Origin of the sequence: Providencia burhodogranariea DSM 19968, assembly GCF_000314855.2 — a bacterium.
GTDB lineage: Bacteria > Pseudomonadota > Gammaproteobacteria > Enterobacterales > Enterobacteriaceae > Providencia > Providencia burhodogranariea.
In genome coordinates this window covers 1460559-1479367 of record NZ_KB233222.1, presented here as the reverse complement: position 1 = coordinate 1479367, position 18809 = coordinate 1460559, and the positions used below count along the sequence as shown (strand labels likewise).

The window sequence follows — 18809 nt, the reverse complement described above, 5'->3', positions numbered from 1 at the left end:
ATTTTGCAAAAAAATAAATTTATCTTGTCGCTATCAATAAAATTCGATAGATATCATGACCAAATATAAAAATCACCAATGACATACATAAAAAGACCGATAATTTTAAAAACTATCGGTCTAGATAAGGTTATTTAAATGGTTTTGTTGCGATTAATCGTCATCAACAGTGATAGGGCAAACAAAGCCATCTGGTTTAATCACTAATAAATCACACTTCAATTTATCAATAACATGCTCTGCGGTATTACCAAGAAATGCGGCTGAAATACCCGTTCGGCCTAAAATTCCAAGCACGACAACACCTGCTTGTAGTTCTTCACACATGTCAGGAATGATTTTTTCAGGTAAACCTTCACGGACATGAGTATATTTTTCATCAATACTAAATTTTTGGCGCAATTCTTTCATGGCGATAAGGTGTTGCCCACGCAATGCATTGTTATAAAGGTTTGGATCAAAATCCGGAAGTTCGATTGCAATGTTCATTGGCGCAATAGGATAGGCACTGACCAAGTGAATGTCTTGTTCTTTGACAATGCGAGTTGCCAAATCTTTGGTTTTTTCGACTAATTTGATATTCAAATTATCATGGTAAGACTCTTCATTCGACAGATTAACAGCGACAACAACAGAACCATGATCTGGCCAAACCTTATCTTTAACCATCCAGACTGGGGAAGGGCATTTTCTTAATAAATGCCAATCAAGTGGTGTGAAAATAATGGATTCAAAGTTATCAGTTTGGTGAGCCATCTTTAAAAGTAGGTCATGCTCACCACTTATCACTTCCTGAATAATGGCTTCATAAGGCTTGTTATGCCAAATAACTTTTATTTCTATCTCAATACCCGCTTCGAGATAAAAATGAGCCTGTTGTTTTATCCAGGCTGCTTTTTGGTTAATCACACCTTTTCTCATTGCATCACGCTCTTCAGGTGATAACAACGTAGTCATATCGTAGGAGACATCATAGATAGGTAAGAAAGCTTTTATCCGGCCACCATTACGTTGCACTATGTAGACAGCACGTCGTAATGCTGGTTGATCATCCTGATTTGGGTCAATTGCAACTAGGAGATTTTTATAGCTTGCCATATTAATATCCTCATAACGGCTGGACACGTCGTAACTAAAGATAAACTAAGGTATTGAGAAAAAATAGGCAAGAATTGATCAAAAATAATAGCGGCTCACAAATGTTATGCTCCGCTATTCAGGATAGGATTAACAAGAAATTGGTGACGTTTTACCCGAAATTTCAGTGATTTTTTCCATGTCTTCGATAGTAATATACTTACCTTTGACACTTAACATACCGCTTTTTTGGAAACGTCCTAATAGCCGGCTAATTGTTTCGACAGTAAGCCCTAAGTAGTTACCGATATCACCACGTGTCATGGTTAAACGAAATTCTCTTGGCGAGAAACCACGTTCAGCAAAGCGGTGAGATAGATTAAGGATAAATGCGGCTAAACGCTCTTCTGCATTTTTCTTCGATAATAAAAGGATCATTTCCTGATCGCCTTTTATTTCTCCACTCATCAAACGCATAATTTGTTGGCGAAGATTTGGCATTTTGCCGGATAAATCGTCTAGTGTTTCGAATGGAATTTCACAAACCATAGATGTTTCTAGTGCTTGTGCAAAACTTGGATGCTGTGTATTTAAAATTGCATCAAAACCGACTAGGTCACCTGCAAGGTGAAAACCAGTAATTTGCTCATCACCTTCTTCAGTGATGGTATAGCTTTTGATTGTTCCCGAGCGGATGGCATATAAAGAACGTAATTCATCACCAGCTTTAAACAAAGCTTGGCCTTTTTGAATCGGTTTTTTACGTTCAATGATATTATCAAGTTGATCCAGTTCGTGTTCATTCAGCGTGAATGGAATGCATAATTGGCTAATACTGCAGTCCTGACAATGAATAGCACAACCGCCAGACTGGATGCGACGAACAACTCTTTTTTCTGGGATCATATTAAATGCTCAATCAAGTTAGAATTATTGATATGAGTCAATTTTAACATAAGATAATGCTACTGGTAAGTAAAAATATGAAACAGAGTTGCCTGAATATAAAATCACATCAAAATAAGATTGTCAGGACTAAATATAGCAACGCAGAATATAATGTAACAATATCCTTTACTTAAGTCAGATTAAAAGATTGTAAGTGAGTTGGATAATAGTTCAAAGAGGTTATATCTTAAATATCTATTTAAAATATATATTTCTTTCATTTAATATTAACAATATTTTTAATATTTAAACAATTATGCAATATTCAATTTTAAAATTGATAATTTCATAGGAGCTGAAGATGGAAAATAAACAATTGATAATTCCGACATCCATGAAAATTATAAATATAATTGAGCCTGGGGGAGCAGATAAACTGCAAATAATTGAACAGCCGTTACCTGTGCTATCGACCGGATACTTGTTAGTCAAAGTCGAGGCTGCTGGGGTTAATCGACCAGATGTTTTGCAACGTAAAGGTGATTATCCACCGCCTGCCGATGCATCACCTATTCTAGGCTTAGAAATTGCTGGCTCAGTTGTGGCGAAAGCAGATGATGTTGAACAGTGGCAAGTTGGAGATAAAGTTTGTGCACTCGTTGCGGGTGGTGGTTATGCTGAATATTGCTTAGTGCACAAAGATATTGCATTACCATTAGGCCATTTATCATTTGTTGATGGAGCTGCAATACCTGAGAATTTTTTTACCGTGTGGGCCAATGTGTTTCAAATTGGTAAGTTAAAAAAAGATGAGACTGTTTTAATTCATGGTGGAACATCAGGGATTGGTTCTGTCGCTATTATGCTTGCGAAATCATTTGGAGCGACGGTTATTACGACTGTAGGGTCGGTCGAGAAAGTGAAAATCGCAAAATCACTCGGTGCTGATTGTGTTATTAATTATCGAAACGAGGATTTTGTTCAGCATACGCTGGATTATACGGATTCACGCGGTGTTGATATGGTTGTGGATATTATTGGCGGTGACTATATTGCTAAAAACTACCTTGTTGCTGCGAAATTTGGTCGTATTATTCAAATTGGGATGATGAAAGGTAATCCAATCAATCTCAATTTAATGCCTCTAATGATAAAACGCTTAGTACATACGGGCTCAACTATGCGTTCACGCTCTGTAGCAGAAAAAGCTAACATTGCAGTAGAGTTAAAAGAGCAAGTTTGGGGTATGTTACAAAACGGTAAAATAAAACCATTCATTAACAAAGTGTATCCATTAGACCAAGCTGCTGATGCGCATCGATATATGGAATCTGGTGATTTATTTGGTAAAATAGTTTTATTGAACAGTTAGTTAATTATTTTTTGGTGTTTTTAAGCCATTTGAAAAGTGAGTTCACATGGCTTAAAGAATAACCTCAATATAACAAATATTTTACATTATCAAGTTGTTTTAGCGTAAATATCTCTTTACAACAGACAATTTTTCGGAATTTTGTTCTCGCGCACAAATCTGATTGAAAAAAATACGAGTTTATTAATATTTTAATGATTTTGGATTATACCTATAATCAAGTTGGCTCTTTAACGGCATGTCTATTACCTAAGTATTTAAATAATGATAAAGATAACAATAGTATGAATATATTGTTGTCTTTTTAAGGCATGTGTTCCGTTATATCACTTTCCAATGATAATAATAAGTTAACTAACTTAAATATAGCTAGAGTCATGTTAGCTATCATTTAAAGGTGTAGTGATAATGACAAATTTTAATAACTCGAAAATGAATGTGGATGCTTTATTTCTTGGGCCAAAATCTGAAAATGCAGTTTTTTTCAAAGAAATGATGGAGTATTCGGTAACAGAACATATGCATTGGCGTTCTGGATACCACCCTGAAGATCCGGAATATTTAACAACTGTAGATCGTTACGCGCCAGAATACCGAGATACGCTATATCGGACCGAAGGTATTTTAACTCAACTATCTTCTAAATTAAAAACAACATCAATTCCTTGGTTTTCACCTCGCTATATGGGTCATATGAATGCGGATACGTTAATGATATCCAATCTCGCTTATGTCATGGCTATGATGTATAACCCAAACAACTGTGCTCAAGAGTCATCACCCACAACAACGGTACTCGAACTGGAAGCTGGATTAGATTTGTGCGCCATGTTTGGTTATAACGTTCATCAATCTTGGGGGCACATTACTTCGGGCGGCACAGTCGCTAATTATGAAGGATTGTGGGTTGCTCGTAATATTAAAACCTTACCATTAGCAATAGCGAAGCATCCTCAAGCGAAAAAATTAATCAAAGATAAATCAGAAAGTGCATTATTGAATATGCAAACTTCAGCTGTTCTTGATCTTATCGATGAATTGAAAAAACAAAAACTATTTGAAGAAGTGCGTGATTTGACCTGCCGTGGTGAAGGGGTAGAACAAGGTAAATTAGGTAAGTTATTGGTTCCTCAATCAAAACATTATTCATGGATGAAAGCGATGGATATTTTGGGATTGGGGCAACAAAATATTGTGCAATTGCCTGTTAATGCAAGCTATCGTACTGATATTACGCAGATGAGGCAGATAGTTTTTTCATTGATTGAGAAGGGAGAACCTATTTTGGCTGTTGTTGCCGTTGTAGGTACGACGGAAACAGGTGCAATTGATAATGTTGCTGAGTTGGTTACATTGCGCCGAGAATGCGAAATATGCTTTGGGGTTTCTTTTTATATTCACGTCGACGCCGCTTATGCTGGATATGCTTGTGCAATGTTCCGCGATGAAAACAACCAATTTATTGAATATGAAACATTAATCAAACGTTACCATACTGAAGGCATTTTCCCTCAGGATGTGACTTGGCCAAAGCCGGATGTTTACCAAAGCTTTAAAGCACTACAGGAAGTTGATTCAATTACGGTCGATCCGCATAAGGTAGGCTTTATTCCTTATGCTGCGGGAGCCATTTGTATGAAAGACAAACGTATCGTAGATCTTATTTCTTATCATGCTGCATATGTTTTTGAGGAAGTCGCTGAAAAAAACAATAAAACAGACAAACAGCAAAACGTTTTATTGGGATCTTCAATCATGGAAGGGTCTAAAGCGGGAGCTACAGCCGCAGCCGTTTGGGCCGCCCATCGTTTGGTACCATTAAATATCTTAGGTTACGGCAAAGTCATTGCCGCTGGTGTCACGACAGCAAATTGGATGATTGAAGGGATGAATGCCAGTGAAGCATTTGAGGTTGATGGGCGAAGATTTGAAATTTGTGCGATGTCGTCACCTGATTTTCATATGGTCAATTTTATGTTTAAAGAAGCGGGTAATACTTCTTTAGAGAAGCAAAATCAGCTCAATAAACGGCTTTATGAATTGTGCTCTTTTGCTGCGGGTCGTTCTTATACTAATGATTTTCTAACGTCGTCAACTTCATTAACTTTTGAGGAATATGGCGATAATCCAAGAAATTTCTGCCGTGAGGCAGGTTTTAGCGATCAAGAATGGCAAAAAGTACATTCATTATATGTTCTAAGAGCGGCAATCATGACCCATTGCCTACGCGATAAACAGCATTTTGCTGATTTTTGGGCGGAACTGAGACATATTTTTTCAGGCAAGCTGCAACAGCTTATCGATGAAGAAAATAAACAGAGTCATTCCAAACAAAAAATAACTATTTAAAACTGTCGCTAGGGTCTCAATATGAAAAATCGCACGCTAGGTAGTGTTCTTATTGTCGCAGGTACCACTATTGGTGCCGGTATGCTTGCTATGCCTATAGCAGCTGCTGGTAATGGTTTTGGGGTGAGCATTGTGATGTTGTTCGTACTTTGGGCATTGATGTGTTATACCGCGCTATTATTAGTTGAGGTATACCAACATGAATCCTCAGAAACGGGTATAGGCAGTGTCGCTCAACGATATTTAGGCTCTGGTGGTAAATATATCACCGGTTTTAGCATGATGTTCTTAATGTATGCACTGACAGCTGCTTATGTTAGCGGTGCGGGTGAAATTATTACTTCTAATCTAAAAAGTACATTAGCGATTGAAATGGAAGATTGGATAGGAATTATTTTATTTACAGTTATTGGTGGTGGTATCGTTTGTTTTGGTACTTCATCTGTCGATTTTATTAATCGTATTTTATTTGCCGCTAAAATTGTCTTTCTCGTGATTATTTTGGCGCTGATGATGCCTCATGTTGAACAGCAAAACTTACTCTCTGCGCCGACTGAAAAAGTATTGATATTATCTGCAATCCCCGTATTTTTTACCTCATTTGGCTTCCATGGTAGTGTGCCAAGTATCGTGAAATATATGGGCGGCAATGTAAAAAAACTGCGGGTCATCTTTATTATCGGTAGTGCTATTCCATTGTTTGCTTATATTTTATGGCAAATCGCTACACTGGGTAGTATTAGCACGACAACTTTTGTCGGAATTTTGGCTGAAAATTCGGGATTAAACGGCTTGTTAGATGCCATTCGTAACGTAGTAATGTCAGGTAGAACGGAATTTATTGCTCAAATGTTTATGAGCCTGGCTTTAGGGACATCATTCCTTGGTGTAGCTTTAGGTTTATTTGATTTCTTAGCGGATTTCTTCAAACGGCAAGATAATTTCGCTGGTCGCCTACAAACTGGAATACTGACATTTTTACCTCCACTTGTTTTCGCTCTGTTTTATCCACGAGGTTTTGTCATGGCGTTAGGATTTGCAGCGATTGCTTTATCAATTCTCGCGCTACTATTACCGAGCGCAATGGTATTTAAATCAAGATTGGTGAATGACCGTAAATACCAAGTCAAAGGTGGAGTACCTGCATTATTAATCGTATTCCTGTGCGGTATCATCGTCATCGGTATTCAATTAGGAATTGCATTTAGTATTCTGCCAAATATTGGCTAACTTCAAGGCTACATTAAATTGAGCCAAGCCAGTCATGTTTATCAACAGACTGGCTTTTTTCGATAAAAACAAAACGCAATAACCTATTAATTTAAACAGTTGATAACCATCACGCAGTTTTGACAAAGATTAGGATTATCCGCAAATAATATAAAACTATTGCTTATAATAGAACCAATCTATTGAAGAAATTGAATGTATGAGACATTGCTATCGAATTGATAGGTGTTGACGTGAACATATTTTAGTTACTATCTCTTAAAAGATTTACTTCAATGAGAACAGCCGTGTTGAAAACATTCATGGTTTAGTAACTGTTGCTTACGTTACTTATATAATAATAATTATCATTAGCATTTTATGTAAAGGAACCGATATATCTAAACTGGTTATTCTCTACGAAATCTACTATCATGTTAGATATATCGGTTTTGAAGTTAAATAGATAACTGAGAGCAGGAATGACGAATGAACAACAGGCAGGTCAATGTACCTGCGATGGCAAAAGCTTAAGTCGCATGTTTAACCCAAAGCAATTGCGTGTCTATATTCTCTATTTGCTAGCCGATGGGTCTAATTATGGCTATGAGCTGATAAAAAAAATAGGGCTAGAAACAGCAGGTTTTTATTGCCCAAGCCCTGGTGTGATATACCCAACACTGACTTTGTTGGAGGAGTTAGGCTTTATTGTTGCGCAAAAAGAGCAGGGAAAAGGGCGTAAATGCTATTCACTGACACCGGAAGGTAAATGTTGTTTACTGCTGCAAGCTGATATGCTCGCAGAAGTAAAATTAAAACTGAGCTATGCGCAAGAACTTAAAGCGGGCAATCAATTTGCTAAAGAAGTCGAACTTGCGGTTGATAAATTTAAGTCGCTGTTACGGCATAAAATTGTTTTGCAAGAGCTGACAAAAGAACAATCAACCCGAGTTGTTGAGATTATTAATAGTGCAGTAGAACGGATTGAGCAGGTTAACTTGGTATTGACAGCTAAAGGTCGTTAACATAGCTAATACTAACGATATTATTCAAGCGAAAGAGTCTTTTTATATGAACGATACAGTGAAAAAAACATCTGAAGGTAGTACTGACGAGACAGACGTCAAAAAGGAAGAAATTTTAATTAAAAAAACAACGTTCAAAGAACTTGTTTGCCCTAATGTGCCCAGTTCATATTTTAAGAGAGCTAAGCGCCAACGGACTAAGTAAATTAGATGGATAATTTATAAATTTATTATTCATGGCATGACTTTTTTGTGAGTCAAAATAGGTGTCATCCCTATTTACTATCGCGTTAAAAGGCCATGAAAATAAAAAACATCCCTATTTTGTATGAGTAGGCATGATGAGATTAATGACTGCCAGTCAATGAAATTATTTTATTTCATCAATTTATTGCTAATCAATAGTCTATAGCGCCAGCAACAAACCAGCATCTTAAACATAATGAACATAGATCCCCTGATGTAATTTATTGAGATAAATAAAATTTGCATCAAGGGATTTTTTTATAGGCTAAGTTGCGCTTTTATTTTTTTTATTCTATCAATCCACAGTTGTTGAAGTTGTGGTTTTTGGTGAGCCAATTTACGTTGCCTATCAGCGTGTAATTTATCCTCAAGTGATAGCAATGTTTCCAATAATTCATCTTCATGAGGAATAGCCTGAGATTCAGCCTCATGAAGATTGGATAAATATGTTGTATCACTCGCTGGCGTATCACTTTGGAATCGAGATTGCAGCTCAATTCTCTGATAAATATCGTCAACATCGAGATACTCTTCCAATTTATTATCGTTGATATACCAAAAGCGCTGGCAACTATTTTCAATCAACCACTTATCATGACTAACGACAAGCAAGGCGCCTTCAAACTGCGAAATTTGTTCACTAAGTGCTTCTTTGCCTTCAAGATCAAGGTGGTTAGTGGGTTCATCAAGCAAAATGAGTTCATATTGAGCTAGACTCAGACCAATAAATAATAATCTTGCACGTTCACCACCACTCAGAGTGGACACTTTTTGCTGATGACGAAGGTAAGCAAATCCGGCACCTATTAATGCCATTTTTCGTTGTTCATCGACTAAACTGGCAAATGGCCTTAACGCTTCTAACAAACTGTCATTATCGTTAAGTTGTTGAAGCTGTTGGTCATAATAGCCTGTACTGATAGATGGGTGGAATTTCAATTGTGAGTTATAGCGGATATCATCTTGAAAACACTGCCACAACAACCGTAGTAACGTTGATTTTCCACAAGCATTGGCACCAATAATTGCTATACGATCACCACTTTTAACTTGATGAAAACCAGTGGTAAAAAGCATTCTCCCATCTTGCGTAGCTACGGTTGCATGATCTAACTCAAAGACTCTATCTGCAGGAATTAATTTACCATTTAACGCCAATTTCCATTGGTAACCTTCCGTTAGCTCAGTCTGGACTTGTTTAAGCCTATCAATATGTTTTTCCATCTGTTTAGCTTTACGAGAGAGACCCTCGTTATCATAAACATGACCCCATATTGCTAAGCGCTTAGCACTGGATGCAACCCGATCAATCTCTTTTTGTTCTGCTTGATATCGTTTTTCATCACTAATATCTTTCTGACTGAGTGCTTGTCGGGCTGCGGAACAAGAAAGTTGGAAGAAATGCAACGTTTTATCTCGCAAGATCCACGTGCAATTTGTGACATTATCCAGTAGTTGTTGATCATGAGAAACTAATACAAAACTGCCTTTCCACTGACGCAAAAAATTACCTAACCAAATAAGAGTAGGCAAATCTAGATGGTTGCTAGGTTCATCTAACAACATTAAATCAGGTTGTTGAATTAATGCTCTCCCTAAAAGTAATCTAGTGTGCTGACCACCACTAATCTCATTAGTTTTTTGTGTCCACTGATCTTCGATAAAGCCTAAATCTGTGAGCAAAACTTCTGCCCGCCAGCGCTCAGCAAGACGCTCTTGCGAAGGGATTTTTTGCATAATGGCATCGATTAAGGGTAAGTCTGCGACCTCAATTGGGATATGTTGCTCAATATAGGCCGTGACGCACTGATTTGAATAAGTGATGTTACCGCTATTGGGGGCTAATTGGTGGGTTAAAAGTTTCAGTAATGTACTTTTACCACTGCCATTATGACCAATAAGGCCAATACGATCGCCGCTTTGTAGACTGAACGTAATGTCATTGAATAGAATGTTTGTAGAGGTGTTATAGCTTAGTGATTTTACAGATAATAATGTGCGCATAGAGCTTACTCAATTTTTAGGTATAGAAATACCTAGGATTCGTCAGGACGACAACCCAGTAAGCTGAGAAAAATCTCTTTAATAGCTTCTCTCTGGCAGGGTTATCGCAGTATATAACTGTGAAATCCCTGCCAGGCAATCACCAAAGAAGTGTGAGTATTTAATAAGAACACACAACATAATAATTAGCCTCCTTTTTTATCTACTGTTGAACAATGTTTGCATCATAGCAAATGAGAACAATTAGTATCAATTAAAAATTATCGATAACAAGCATAAATTATTTTAATTATCGTAATGATATTATGAATAAAATTGCTGGCTGCTGTGTGGCATAGAACGATTAGCGTAAAATTATGCCTTAAACGAAAAGGGAATAGAAAATGAAAGTCGAAATAAAACCAGCAACCATTAAAGATGCTCAACTCATTCTTGAGATGATCATTGAATTAGCTGATTATGAGAAAGCGCGTCATGAAGTTAAAGCCTCAGTTACTGATATCGAAATCTCGCTATTTGGTGAAAACTCCAATACTGAAGCATTAATTTGTTATGTAGATGATAAGCCTGCTGGTTATGCGGTCTTTTTTACCAGTTACTCGACTTGGTTGGGTAACAATGGAATTTATTTAGAGGATTTGTATGTGTCACCAGAATATCGTGGAGCAGGGGCAGGTAAAAAATTACTAAAACACATTGCAATAATTGCCTGTGAAAGAAAGTGTCAGAGATTAGAGTGGAGCGTATTAGATTGGAATCAGCCCGCAATAGACTTTTATAAAAGTATTGGTGCGCAACCACAAGATGAATGGGTGCGTTATCGTATGGATGAGCAAACTATTGCTAAATTCGCTAACTAAAAAAACAATTAATAATATATAACATAATAATGCTAACAAAATTCTTTGTTAGCATTATTTCTTGCATTAAAAAAACAATAAACACTAAAAAGTAATTTTATATTTAAAATATTATTTTTTGTGATGCTAGGCTGTTTAACCTAAAGTTAAATGAGTTAAAATACTGAAAAATTAAATAGATAGAGTAATCGCATGCATGTCATCATAAAAAATGATATTTAATTTTGATTTTTAATAAATCATTTTTTATTTTACTGAGTTGATTGTTTTTAGACGAAATTAAAAAAATGAATTTTTATATTTTAATTGGAAATTAACTGTTTTCTTCATAAGAGAAAAAAGAAGGGTGGTATGAAAATAAATAAGCAAAAAATGGTTTTTTATGTCGCTATTATCTTAATTATTATTGCAGGTGGTTTTTATTATTGGAATGTAAATGCTAGCAATTTACCTGCCGGTTTTGCGCAAAGTAATGGCCGTATAGAAGCAACTGAAATTGATATCGCGACGAAAACTGCTGGGAGAATAGAGGCTATTACGGTGAGGGAAGGCGATTTTGTTAAGGAAGGGCAAGTTCTTGCTAAAATGGATACTCGGGCACTACAAGAACAACTTCATGAGGTTCAAGCGCAATTACGTCAAGCTATCAGCTCTGTTGTCACTGCTGAGTCAAGTTTAACTCAGCGTCAAAGTGAAAAGCTTGCAGCGCAAGCAGTTGTTCATCAGCGCGAAGCTGAACTTGATGCTACACAAAAACGGCTTAATCGTTCTCGCGCATTAGTTAAAACTAATGCAGTTTCGCAACAGCAAGTTGATGATGATACAGCTCAAATGCAAGGATCTAAAGCGGCGCTTGAAGCTGCAAAAGCACAAGTAGCCGCTTCTGTTGCTGCAATTGATTCTGCCAAGGCAGGTATTGTTCAAGCCAAAACACGTGTTGAGGCGGCAACAGCAACTGAACGACGTATTACGGCGGATTTAGATGATAGTGTACTGAAAGCACCGCGTGATGGGCGTATCCAATATCGAGTTGCTGAACCCGGTGAAGTATTGGGTGCAGGGGGGCGTGTCTTGAATATGGTCGATCTTAGTGATGTTTATATGACGTTTTTCTTGCCGACTGAAGAGGCAGGAAAGGTCGCATTAGGCGGTCAGGTTCATATCGTATTAGATGCAGCACCAAATATTGTCATCCCAGCAAAAACAACTTTTGTCGCTAGCGTCGCACAATTCACACCAAAAACAGTAGAAACTCAGAATGAGCGTTTGAAGTTGATGTTCCGAGTTCGTGCCCGTATTTCCCCTGAGTTATTGGAAAAGCACCTAGAATATGTCAAAACGGGTTTACCCGGTAAAGCATATGTCCGTTTAGATCCTAGTGCGCAATGGCCAACTGATCTTGAGGTGAAATTACCACAATGACCTATAAATTGATGGATGATGTGATAGTTGATATAAACCATGTCAGCCAATATTACGGTAATAATTGTGCGTTGGATGATATTACGTTAACAATTCCAGCCAGAAAAATGGTTGGCTTAATTGGCCCTGACGGTGTTGGTAAATCAAGCCTGATTTCATTAATTGCAGGTGCGAGAAAAATCCAGCAAGGCAAAGTCATTGTGCTAGATGGGGATATGGCTGGTGAAGAACATCGCCGCGCCGTATGTCCAAGAATTGCCTATATGCCTCAAGGGTTAGGCAAAAACTTGTATCACACACTGTCTGTTTATGAAAATGTCGACTTTTTTGGGCGTTTATTTGGTCAATCTAAAGAAGAGCGTCAATACCGTATTCAAGATTTATTGAAAAGTACCGGATTAGCACCATTTAAAGATAGACCTGCTGGAAAGCTTTCGGGAGGGATGAAACAGAAACTGGGTCTTTGTTGTGCATTAATCCATGACCCTGAATTATTGATCCTTGATGAGCCGACAACGGGTGTTGATCCATTATCACGCGCACAGTTTTGGGATTTGATCGACCGTATCCGTGAACGGCAAACCAATATGAGTGTGTTGGTGGCAACGGCTTATATGGAAGAAGCTGAGCGTTTCGATTGGTTAGTTGCAATGGATGATGGGAAGGTTATGGCAACAGGTCATGCATCCGAGCTGAAATCTCAAACTCAATGCGATGATCTTGAAGCGGCTTTTATTGCATTATTACCAGAAGACAAGCGTAGCGGACATAAAAAAGTCGTTATTCCGCCTCGTGATACTTCTGATGATAATGTTATTGCTATCGAAGCTCAAGATTTAACCATGCGCTTTGGGCAATTTGTGGCCGTCGATCATGTCAATTTTAAAATTCCAAAAGGTGAAATATTCGGTTTTTTAGGATCTAACGGTTGTGGTAAATCCACCACCATGAAAATGTTAACGGGGCTATTACCGGCGAGTGAAGGGCAAGCTTGGTTATTTGGCCAAGAAATCGATCCGAAAGATATTGAAACCCGAAAGCGTGTCGGCTACATGTCACAAGCATTTTCACTTTATAGTGAGCTGACAGTTGAACAAAACTTAGTGTTACATGCCAAGTTGTTTCACATTCCTGAAAACCAGATTAGTGAGCGCATTAATGAAATGTGCCAACGATTTGATTTGGAAGATGTTCGCGATACCATGCCAGATGATTTGCCATTAGGCATTCGTCAACGACTATCCTTAGCCGTCGCAGTCATTCATCGCCCAGAAATGTTGATACTCGATGAGCCGACATCAGGAGTTGACCCTGTAGCGCGCGATATGTTTTGGAATTTGATGGTAGACCTTTCCAGACGTGACGGCGTCACTATTTTCATCTCAACCCACTTTATGAATGAAGCGGAGCGTTGTGACCGTATTTCATTGATGCATGCGGGTAAAGTACTTGATTGCGACACACCAAATAATCTGATCAAGAAGCGAGGCCTTGAGACGCTTGAAGAAACCTTTATTGCTTATTTGCAAGATGCAGTGGGTGAAGCGGGGACAACTAAAGACACTGCGCCAGAATTCCATGTTGATCCTGAATTGAAAAAACAAGCAGATGAAGCGCTAAAGAGTCGTTTTAGTTTACGTCGATTATTTAGCTACAGTATTCGTGAAGGAATGGAGCTTCGTCGAGACCCCGTACGTTCGACACTTGCATTATTAGGGACGGTGATCTTGATGTTTATCATGGGTTACGGTATCAGTATGGACGTGGAAAATTTACGTTTTTCCGTACTAGATCGCGACCAAACAGGGTTAAGTCAAGGATATACACTAAATCTTGCAGGTTCTCGTTACTTTATCGAACAACCCCCACTGCAAGATTATGATGAGCTCGAGATAGCATTACGCAGTGGTGAAGTCAGTGTAGCAATAGAAATTCCCCCGAATTTTGCGCGCGATGTTGCCAGAGGTCATTCCGTAAAAATTGGCGTGTGGGTTGATGGCGCGATGCCGAACCGTGCAGAAACCGTGAGAGGTTACATTCAAGCAATGCATCTAGCATGGTTAAGTACCATGGCGGCTAAACAACCAGCAGGAGTTGCCGGAATCCCTGTTATTGATATCCAAACACGTTATCGCTATAACCCTGACGTTAAAAGCTTACCAGCGATAGTTCCTGCGGTTATTCCACTGCTATTAATGATGATCCCAGCAATGCTAAGTGCATTAAGCGTGGTGAGAGAAAAAGAACTCGGCTCGATGATTAACCTCTATGTTACCCCGATCACCAAATTAGAATTTTTGTTGGGAAAACAACTGCCTTACATCATGTTAGGCATGTTTAACTTTTTGATGCTCTGTTTACTTAGTGTGTTTGTGTTTGGCGTGAGTTTTAAAGGCAGTTTTTTAACGCTGACATTGGCGGCATTTCTATATATCACCATCGCAACGGGAATGGGGCTGCTAATATCTTGCTTTATGAAGAGTCAAATCGCCGCAATATTTGGTACGGCTATCATCACGTTAATTCCAGCAACCCAATTTTCAGGCATGATTGACCCAGTATCTTCACTAGAAGGGGTTGGACGTTGGGTTGGGATGATTTATCCAACTTCTCACTTTCTGACAATAACTCGAGGTACCTTTTCTAAAGGATTAAACTTGTTTGATTTACAAACCTCTTTTATCCCACTATTGATTACGATCCCTATTGTGATTGGTCTCAGTGTTGTTTTTCTGAAAAAACAGGAGTCCTAACTAATGATACGGAAGATACAGAATATATTTAACTTGGGAGTTAAGGAATTACGCAGCTTGGGTCGTGATAAGGCGATGCTAGCATTGATTGTATTTGCTTTCACTGTATCGATTTATTCATCAGCGACTGTAACACCGGGCTCTTTGCATAATGCACCAATAGCCATTGCTGATCAGGATAAATCACAGTTATCTAATCGTATTATTAATAGCTTTTATCCACCTTACTTTAATACGCCCGCGGATATTTCTTATGCGCAAATTGATAGCGCACTAGATCGAGGTACTTATACTTTTGCCTTGGATATTCCGCCTAATTTTCAAAAGGATGTCCTTGCTGGGCGTCATCCTGAAATTCAAGTCAATATCGATGCCACACGAATGAGCCAAGCGTTCTTAGGGAATAGCTATATTCAAAATATTATGCTCGGTGAAGTGAATGAATTTCTAGCGAAAACACGCAGTAATGCGAGCTTGCCTGTTGATCTTGAAGTGCGAATGCGATTTAACCCAAATCTTAATCAGTCATGGTTTGGGTCAGTTATGGCGATAATTAACAATATCACAATGCTATCAATAGTGCTTACAGGGGCTGCATTAATCCGCGAAAGAGAGCACGGAACCGTTGAACATCTAATGGTGATGCCATTAACGCCATTTGAAATCATGCTCTCCAAGATTTGGTCAATGGGATTAGTGGTGCTCATTGCGTCGGTTGTTTCGTTATTGCTGGTGGTTAAAACATTACTTCAAGTCCCTATTGAAGGCTCGATAATGTTGTTTATCAGTGGTGTGGCCTTGAGTCTCTTTGCGACGACCTCAATCGGAATTTTTATGGGAACGATTGCGCGATCAATGCCTCAATTTGGTTTGTTGATGATTTTAGTGTTACTCCCTTTAAATATGCTTTCAGGCGGAATGACAGCGCGCGAAAGTATGCCTCAATTAGTGCAAGATATTATGTTGACCATGCCTACAACTCATTTTGTTAGCCTTGCTCAAGCAATATTGTATAGAGGAGCAGGTTTTCAAATAGTTTGGCCGCAATTTGTTATCTTATTTATTATCGGTAGTGTGTTCTTTTTATTAGCATTAATTCGTTTTCGTAAAACAATTGCAACCATGGCATAGCTCACCACTATGGCATAAGTGCAAAAAGAGTTGCTGAGTGGTTGAGGAAAAGATTTAATATATAACCTATCAATTAATTCTTATTGTTAGGTGGTACCTATCAAATTGATAGTATCAACTGATTGGCTAAAAAGGGAGTAAACCAGTAACTTAATAAGCAACCAAACAGGAGAAAACAATATGTCTTTAATTAATACTAAAATCAAACCATTCCAAAACCAAGCATTTAAAGATGGTAAATTCATCGAAGTCAGCGACAAAGACGTCGAAGGAAAATGGAGTGTATTTTTCTTCTATCCAGCAGATTTTACATTTGTATGCCCAACTGAACTTGGTGATGTTGCAGACCACTATGCAGAGTTTCAAAAAATGGGCGTTGAAATTTTCTCTGTTTCAACTGACACCCACTTTACTCATAAAGCATGGCATGCAAGTTCAGACACTATCGGCAAAATCAAATATGCCATGATCGGTGACCCAACTGGTCAACTGACTCGTAACTTTGAAAACATGCGTGAAGCAGAAGGCTTAGCTGACCGTGGTACATTCGTCGTTGATCCACAAGGTATCATCCAAGCTATCGAAGTTACCGCTGAAGGTATTGGTCGTGATGCTTCTGACCTGTTACGTAAAGTTAAAGCTGCACAGTATGTTGCTAGCCACCCAGGCGAAGTTTGTCCTGCTAAATGGAAAGAAGGTGAAGCAACACTGTCTCCTTCACTAGACTTAGTCGGCAAAATCTAAATCGAAGCGTAATCTCGATAGTACGAAATCATACTGATGTTATCGGGTGCTGTGCACCCGATTTTATGACCAAGGGGATCATATGCTCGATAACAATATGCAAGCTCAACTAAAAGCTTATTTAGAAAGATTAACAAAACCTGTTGAATTAGTGGCTAATTTAGATGGCAGTGATAAATCTAATGAAATCAAACAACTTCTAAATCAAATTGCCGCGCTATCCGACAAAATTACTGTTCGTGAAACAAATGACAGTAATGAAAGAATACCTTCATTTTTGATCACTAACCCTGGTGTTGATAGCGGACTGCGTTTTGCGGGTTCTCCACTGGGACATGAATTTACGTCTCTTGTGCTTGCGTTATTGCAAATTGGCGGACATCCGTCTAAAGAAGCACAAGAATTATTAGACCAAGTGAAAGCCCTTGATGGCGAATTTCACTTCGAAACTTATTATTCATTATCTTGCCATAACTGCCCAGATGTTGTGCAGGCGCTTAACTTAATGGCAGTCTTGAACCCAAATATCAGCCATACAGCCATTGATGGTGCTATCTATCAAAACGAAATTGAAGAACGCAACATCATGGGTGTTCCCGCTGTTTTCTTGAATGGAAAAGAGTTTGGTCAAGGTCGTCTGACATTAAGTGAGATCGTCAATAAAGTTGATAGCAATGCTGATGCGCGTGCAGCTAAAGCATTGACTGAACGTGATCCATACGAAGTATTGATTATTGGTAGTGGTCCTGCGGGTGCATCTGCTGCCATTTACACTGCACGTAAAGGTATTCGTACTGGTGTTGTCGGTGAGCGTTTTGGTGGTCAAGTTATGGATACCGTTGATATCGAAAATTATATTTCTGTGATTAAAACAGAAGGGGCGATATTTGCGGGTGCATTGAAAAATCACGTTGATGATTACAGTGTTGATGTGATTGATGGGCAATCGGTAACTAAGTTAATTCCAGCTGCTGAGCTTGGTGGATTACACCAAATCGAAACCGCATCAGGCGGTGTGATGAAATCACGCAGTATTATCATCGCAACGGGTGCACGCTGGCGTAATATGGGCGTACCGGGTGAGCAAGAGTATCGCACCAAGGGTGTGACATTCTGTCCACACTGTGATGGTCCATTATTTAAAGGTAAACGCGTTGCTGTAATTGGTGGCGGTAACTCTGGTATTGAAGCCGCAATTGATTTAGCGGGTATTGTTGAACATGTTACCGTATTGGAATTTGCCCCTGAGCTGAAAGCAGACTCAGTGCTGCAAGAAAAAGCACGTAGCCTGAAAAATGTCGACATTATTGTGAATGCTCAGACCTTAGAAGTTAAAGGTGATGGCAGTAAAATGACTAGCCTTGAATACAAAAATCGCACAGACGAAAGTATTCATTCATTAGAAGTTGCTGGTGCATTCGTACAGATAGGTCTGTTACCTAACACGAATTGGTTAGGCGATACAGTAGCACGTAACCGTATGGGTGAAATTGAAGTGGATGCTCGCGGTGAAACTAGTGTGAAAGGTGTATTCGCTGCTGGTGACTGTACCACTGTGCCATATAAACAAATTATTATTTCAGCCGGAGAAGGCGCGAAAGCTGCATTAAGCGCATTCGATTACCTAATCCGCACAAGTACCAGAACCGCTGCATAATAGTATTTTACTATAAATTCAGTGAGTTGTAGTCAAAAGGCACTCGGGGGCGAGTGCCTTTTTTTGTGTATA

The 18809-nt window shown here is 38.6% G+C and carries 13 protein-coding genes; 10 read left to right on the top strand and 3 right to left on the bottom strand.

The annotated features are described in order from the left end of the window. Positions 1–153 precede the first annotated feature (153 nt). Positions 154–1098 carry a universal stress protein UspE gene (uspE, locus tag OOA_RS06240; RefSeq protein WP_008911294.1) on the bottom strand — a complete coding sequence of 315 codons (945 nt, stop codon included), beginning with the start codon at positions 1096–1098 and terminating at the stop codon, positions 154–156. A 129-nt stretch (positions 1099–1227) separates the two neighbouring features. Then, positions 1228–1983 carry an FNR family transcription factor gene (locus OOA_RS06235; RefSeq protein WP_008911293.1) on the bottom strand — a complete coding sequence of 252 codons (756 nt, stop codon included), beginning with the start codon at positions 1981–1983 and terminating at the stop codon, positions 1228–1230. A 343-nt stretch (positions 1984–2326) separates the two neighbouring features. On the opposite strand from OOA_RS06235, the gene OOA_RS06230 reads away from it, so the two are divergent. The 4 genes from OOA_RS06230 (at position 2327) to OOA_RS06215 (ending at position 7920) form a co-directional block, all read left to right on the top strand. Continuing rightward, positions 2327–3337 (top strand): NAD(P)H-quinone oxidoreductase, encoded by a 1011-nt coding sequence (locus tag OOA_RS06230; protein ID WP_008911292.1) that lies wholly within the window; start codon positions 2327–2329, stop codon positions 3335–3337. 408 nt (positions 3338–3745) lie between these two features. After that, positions 3746–5686 (top strand): pyridoxal phosphate-dependent decarboxylase family protein, encoded by a 1941-nt coding sequence (locus OOA_RS06225; protein ID WP_008911291.1) that lies wholly within the window; start codon positions 3746–3748, stop codon positions 5684–5686. A 21-nt stretch (positions 5687–5707) separates the two neighbouring features. Beyond that, complete coding sequence (gene tyrP / locus OOA_RS06220) at positions 5708–6916, top strand: tyrosine transporter TyrP (RefSeq protein ID WP_008911290.1); 1209 nt, start codon at positions 5708–5710, stop codon at positions 6914–6916. Between the two features lie 461 nt (positions 6917–7377). Next, on the top strand, positions 7378–7920 hold the full coding sequence (locus OOA_RS06215; RefSeq protein ID WP_008911289.1) for a PadR family transcriptional regulator: 543 nt from the start codon (positions 7378–7380) through the stop codon (positions 7918–7920). Positions 7921–8424: 504 nt separating this feature from the next. Here the strand turns inward: OOA_RS06215 and OOA_RS06205 are convergent. After that, a complete protein-coding gene (locus OOA_RS06205; RefSeq protein WP_008911288.1) occupies positions 8425–10170 on the bottom strand; it encodes an ABC-F family ATP-binding cassette domain-containing protein in 1746 nt (581 codons plus the stop codon). Positions 10171–10553: 383 nt separating this feature from the next. Between OOA_RS06205 and OOA_RS06200 the strand changes: the two genes are divergently transcribed. The 6 genes from OOA_RS06200 (at position 10554) to ahpF (ending at position 18737) form a co-directional block, all read left to right on the top strand. Next, positions 10554–11030 carry a GNAT family N-acetyltransferase gene (locus OOA_RS06200; protein ID WP_008911287.1) on the top strand — a complete coding sequence of 159 codons (477 nt, stop codon included), beginning with the start codon at positions 10554–10556 and terminating at the stop codon, positions 11028–11030. A 351-nt stretch (positions 11031–11381) separates the two neighbouring features. Beyond that, entirely contained in the window at positions 11382–12452 is a 1071-nt protein-coding gene (locus OOA_RS06195; RefSeq protein WP_008911286.1) for an HlyD family secretion protein, read from the top strand. Further along, the gene (gene rbbA, locus OOA_RS06190) at positions 12449–15205 is read left to right on the top strand and encodes a ribosome-associated ATPase/putative transporter RbbA (protein ID WP_008911285.1); all 2757 of its coding nucleotides are present in this window, start codon (positions 12449–12451) and stop codon (positions 15203–15205) included. Before OOA_RS06195 ends, rbbA begins: the two co-directional genes overlap by 4 nt. A 6-nt stretch (positions 15206–15211) precedes the next feature. Further along, positions 15212–16336, top strand: a complete 1125-nt coding sequence (locus OOA_RS06185) for an ABC transporter permease (RefSeq protein ID WP_169316243.1) — start codon at positions 15212–15214, stop codon at positions 16334–16336. 180 nt (positions 16337–16516) lie between these two features. Next, positions 16517–17080, top strand: coding sequence for an alkyl hydroperoxide reductase subunit C (gene ahpC, locus OOA_RS06180; RefSeq protein WP_008911283.1), 564 nt, complete (start codon positions 16517–16519; stop codon positions 17078–17080). An 82-nt stretch (positions 17081–17162) separates the two neighbouring features. Continuing rightward, positions 17163–18737: an alkyl hydroperoxide reductase subunit F gene (ahpF, locus tag OOA_RS06175; RefSeq protein ID WP_008911282.1), complete on the top strand. Its 1575-nt coding sequence runs from the start codon at positions 17163–17165 to the stop codon at positions 18735–18737. Positions 18738–18809: the final 72 nt, after the last annotated feature.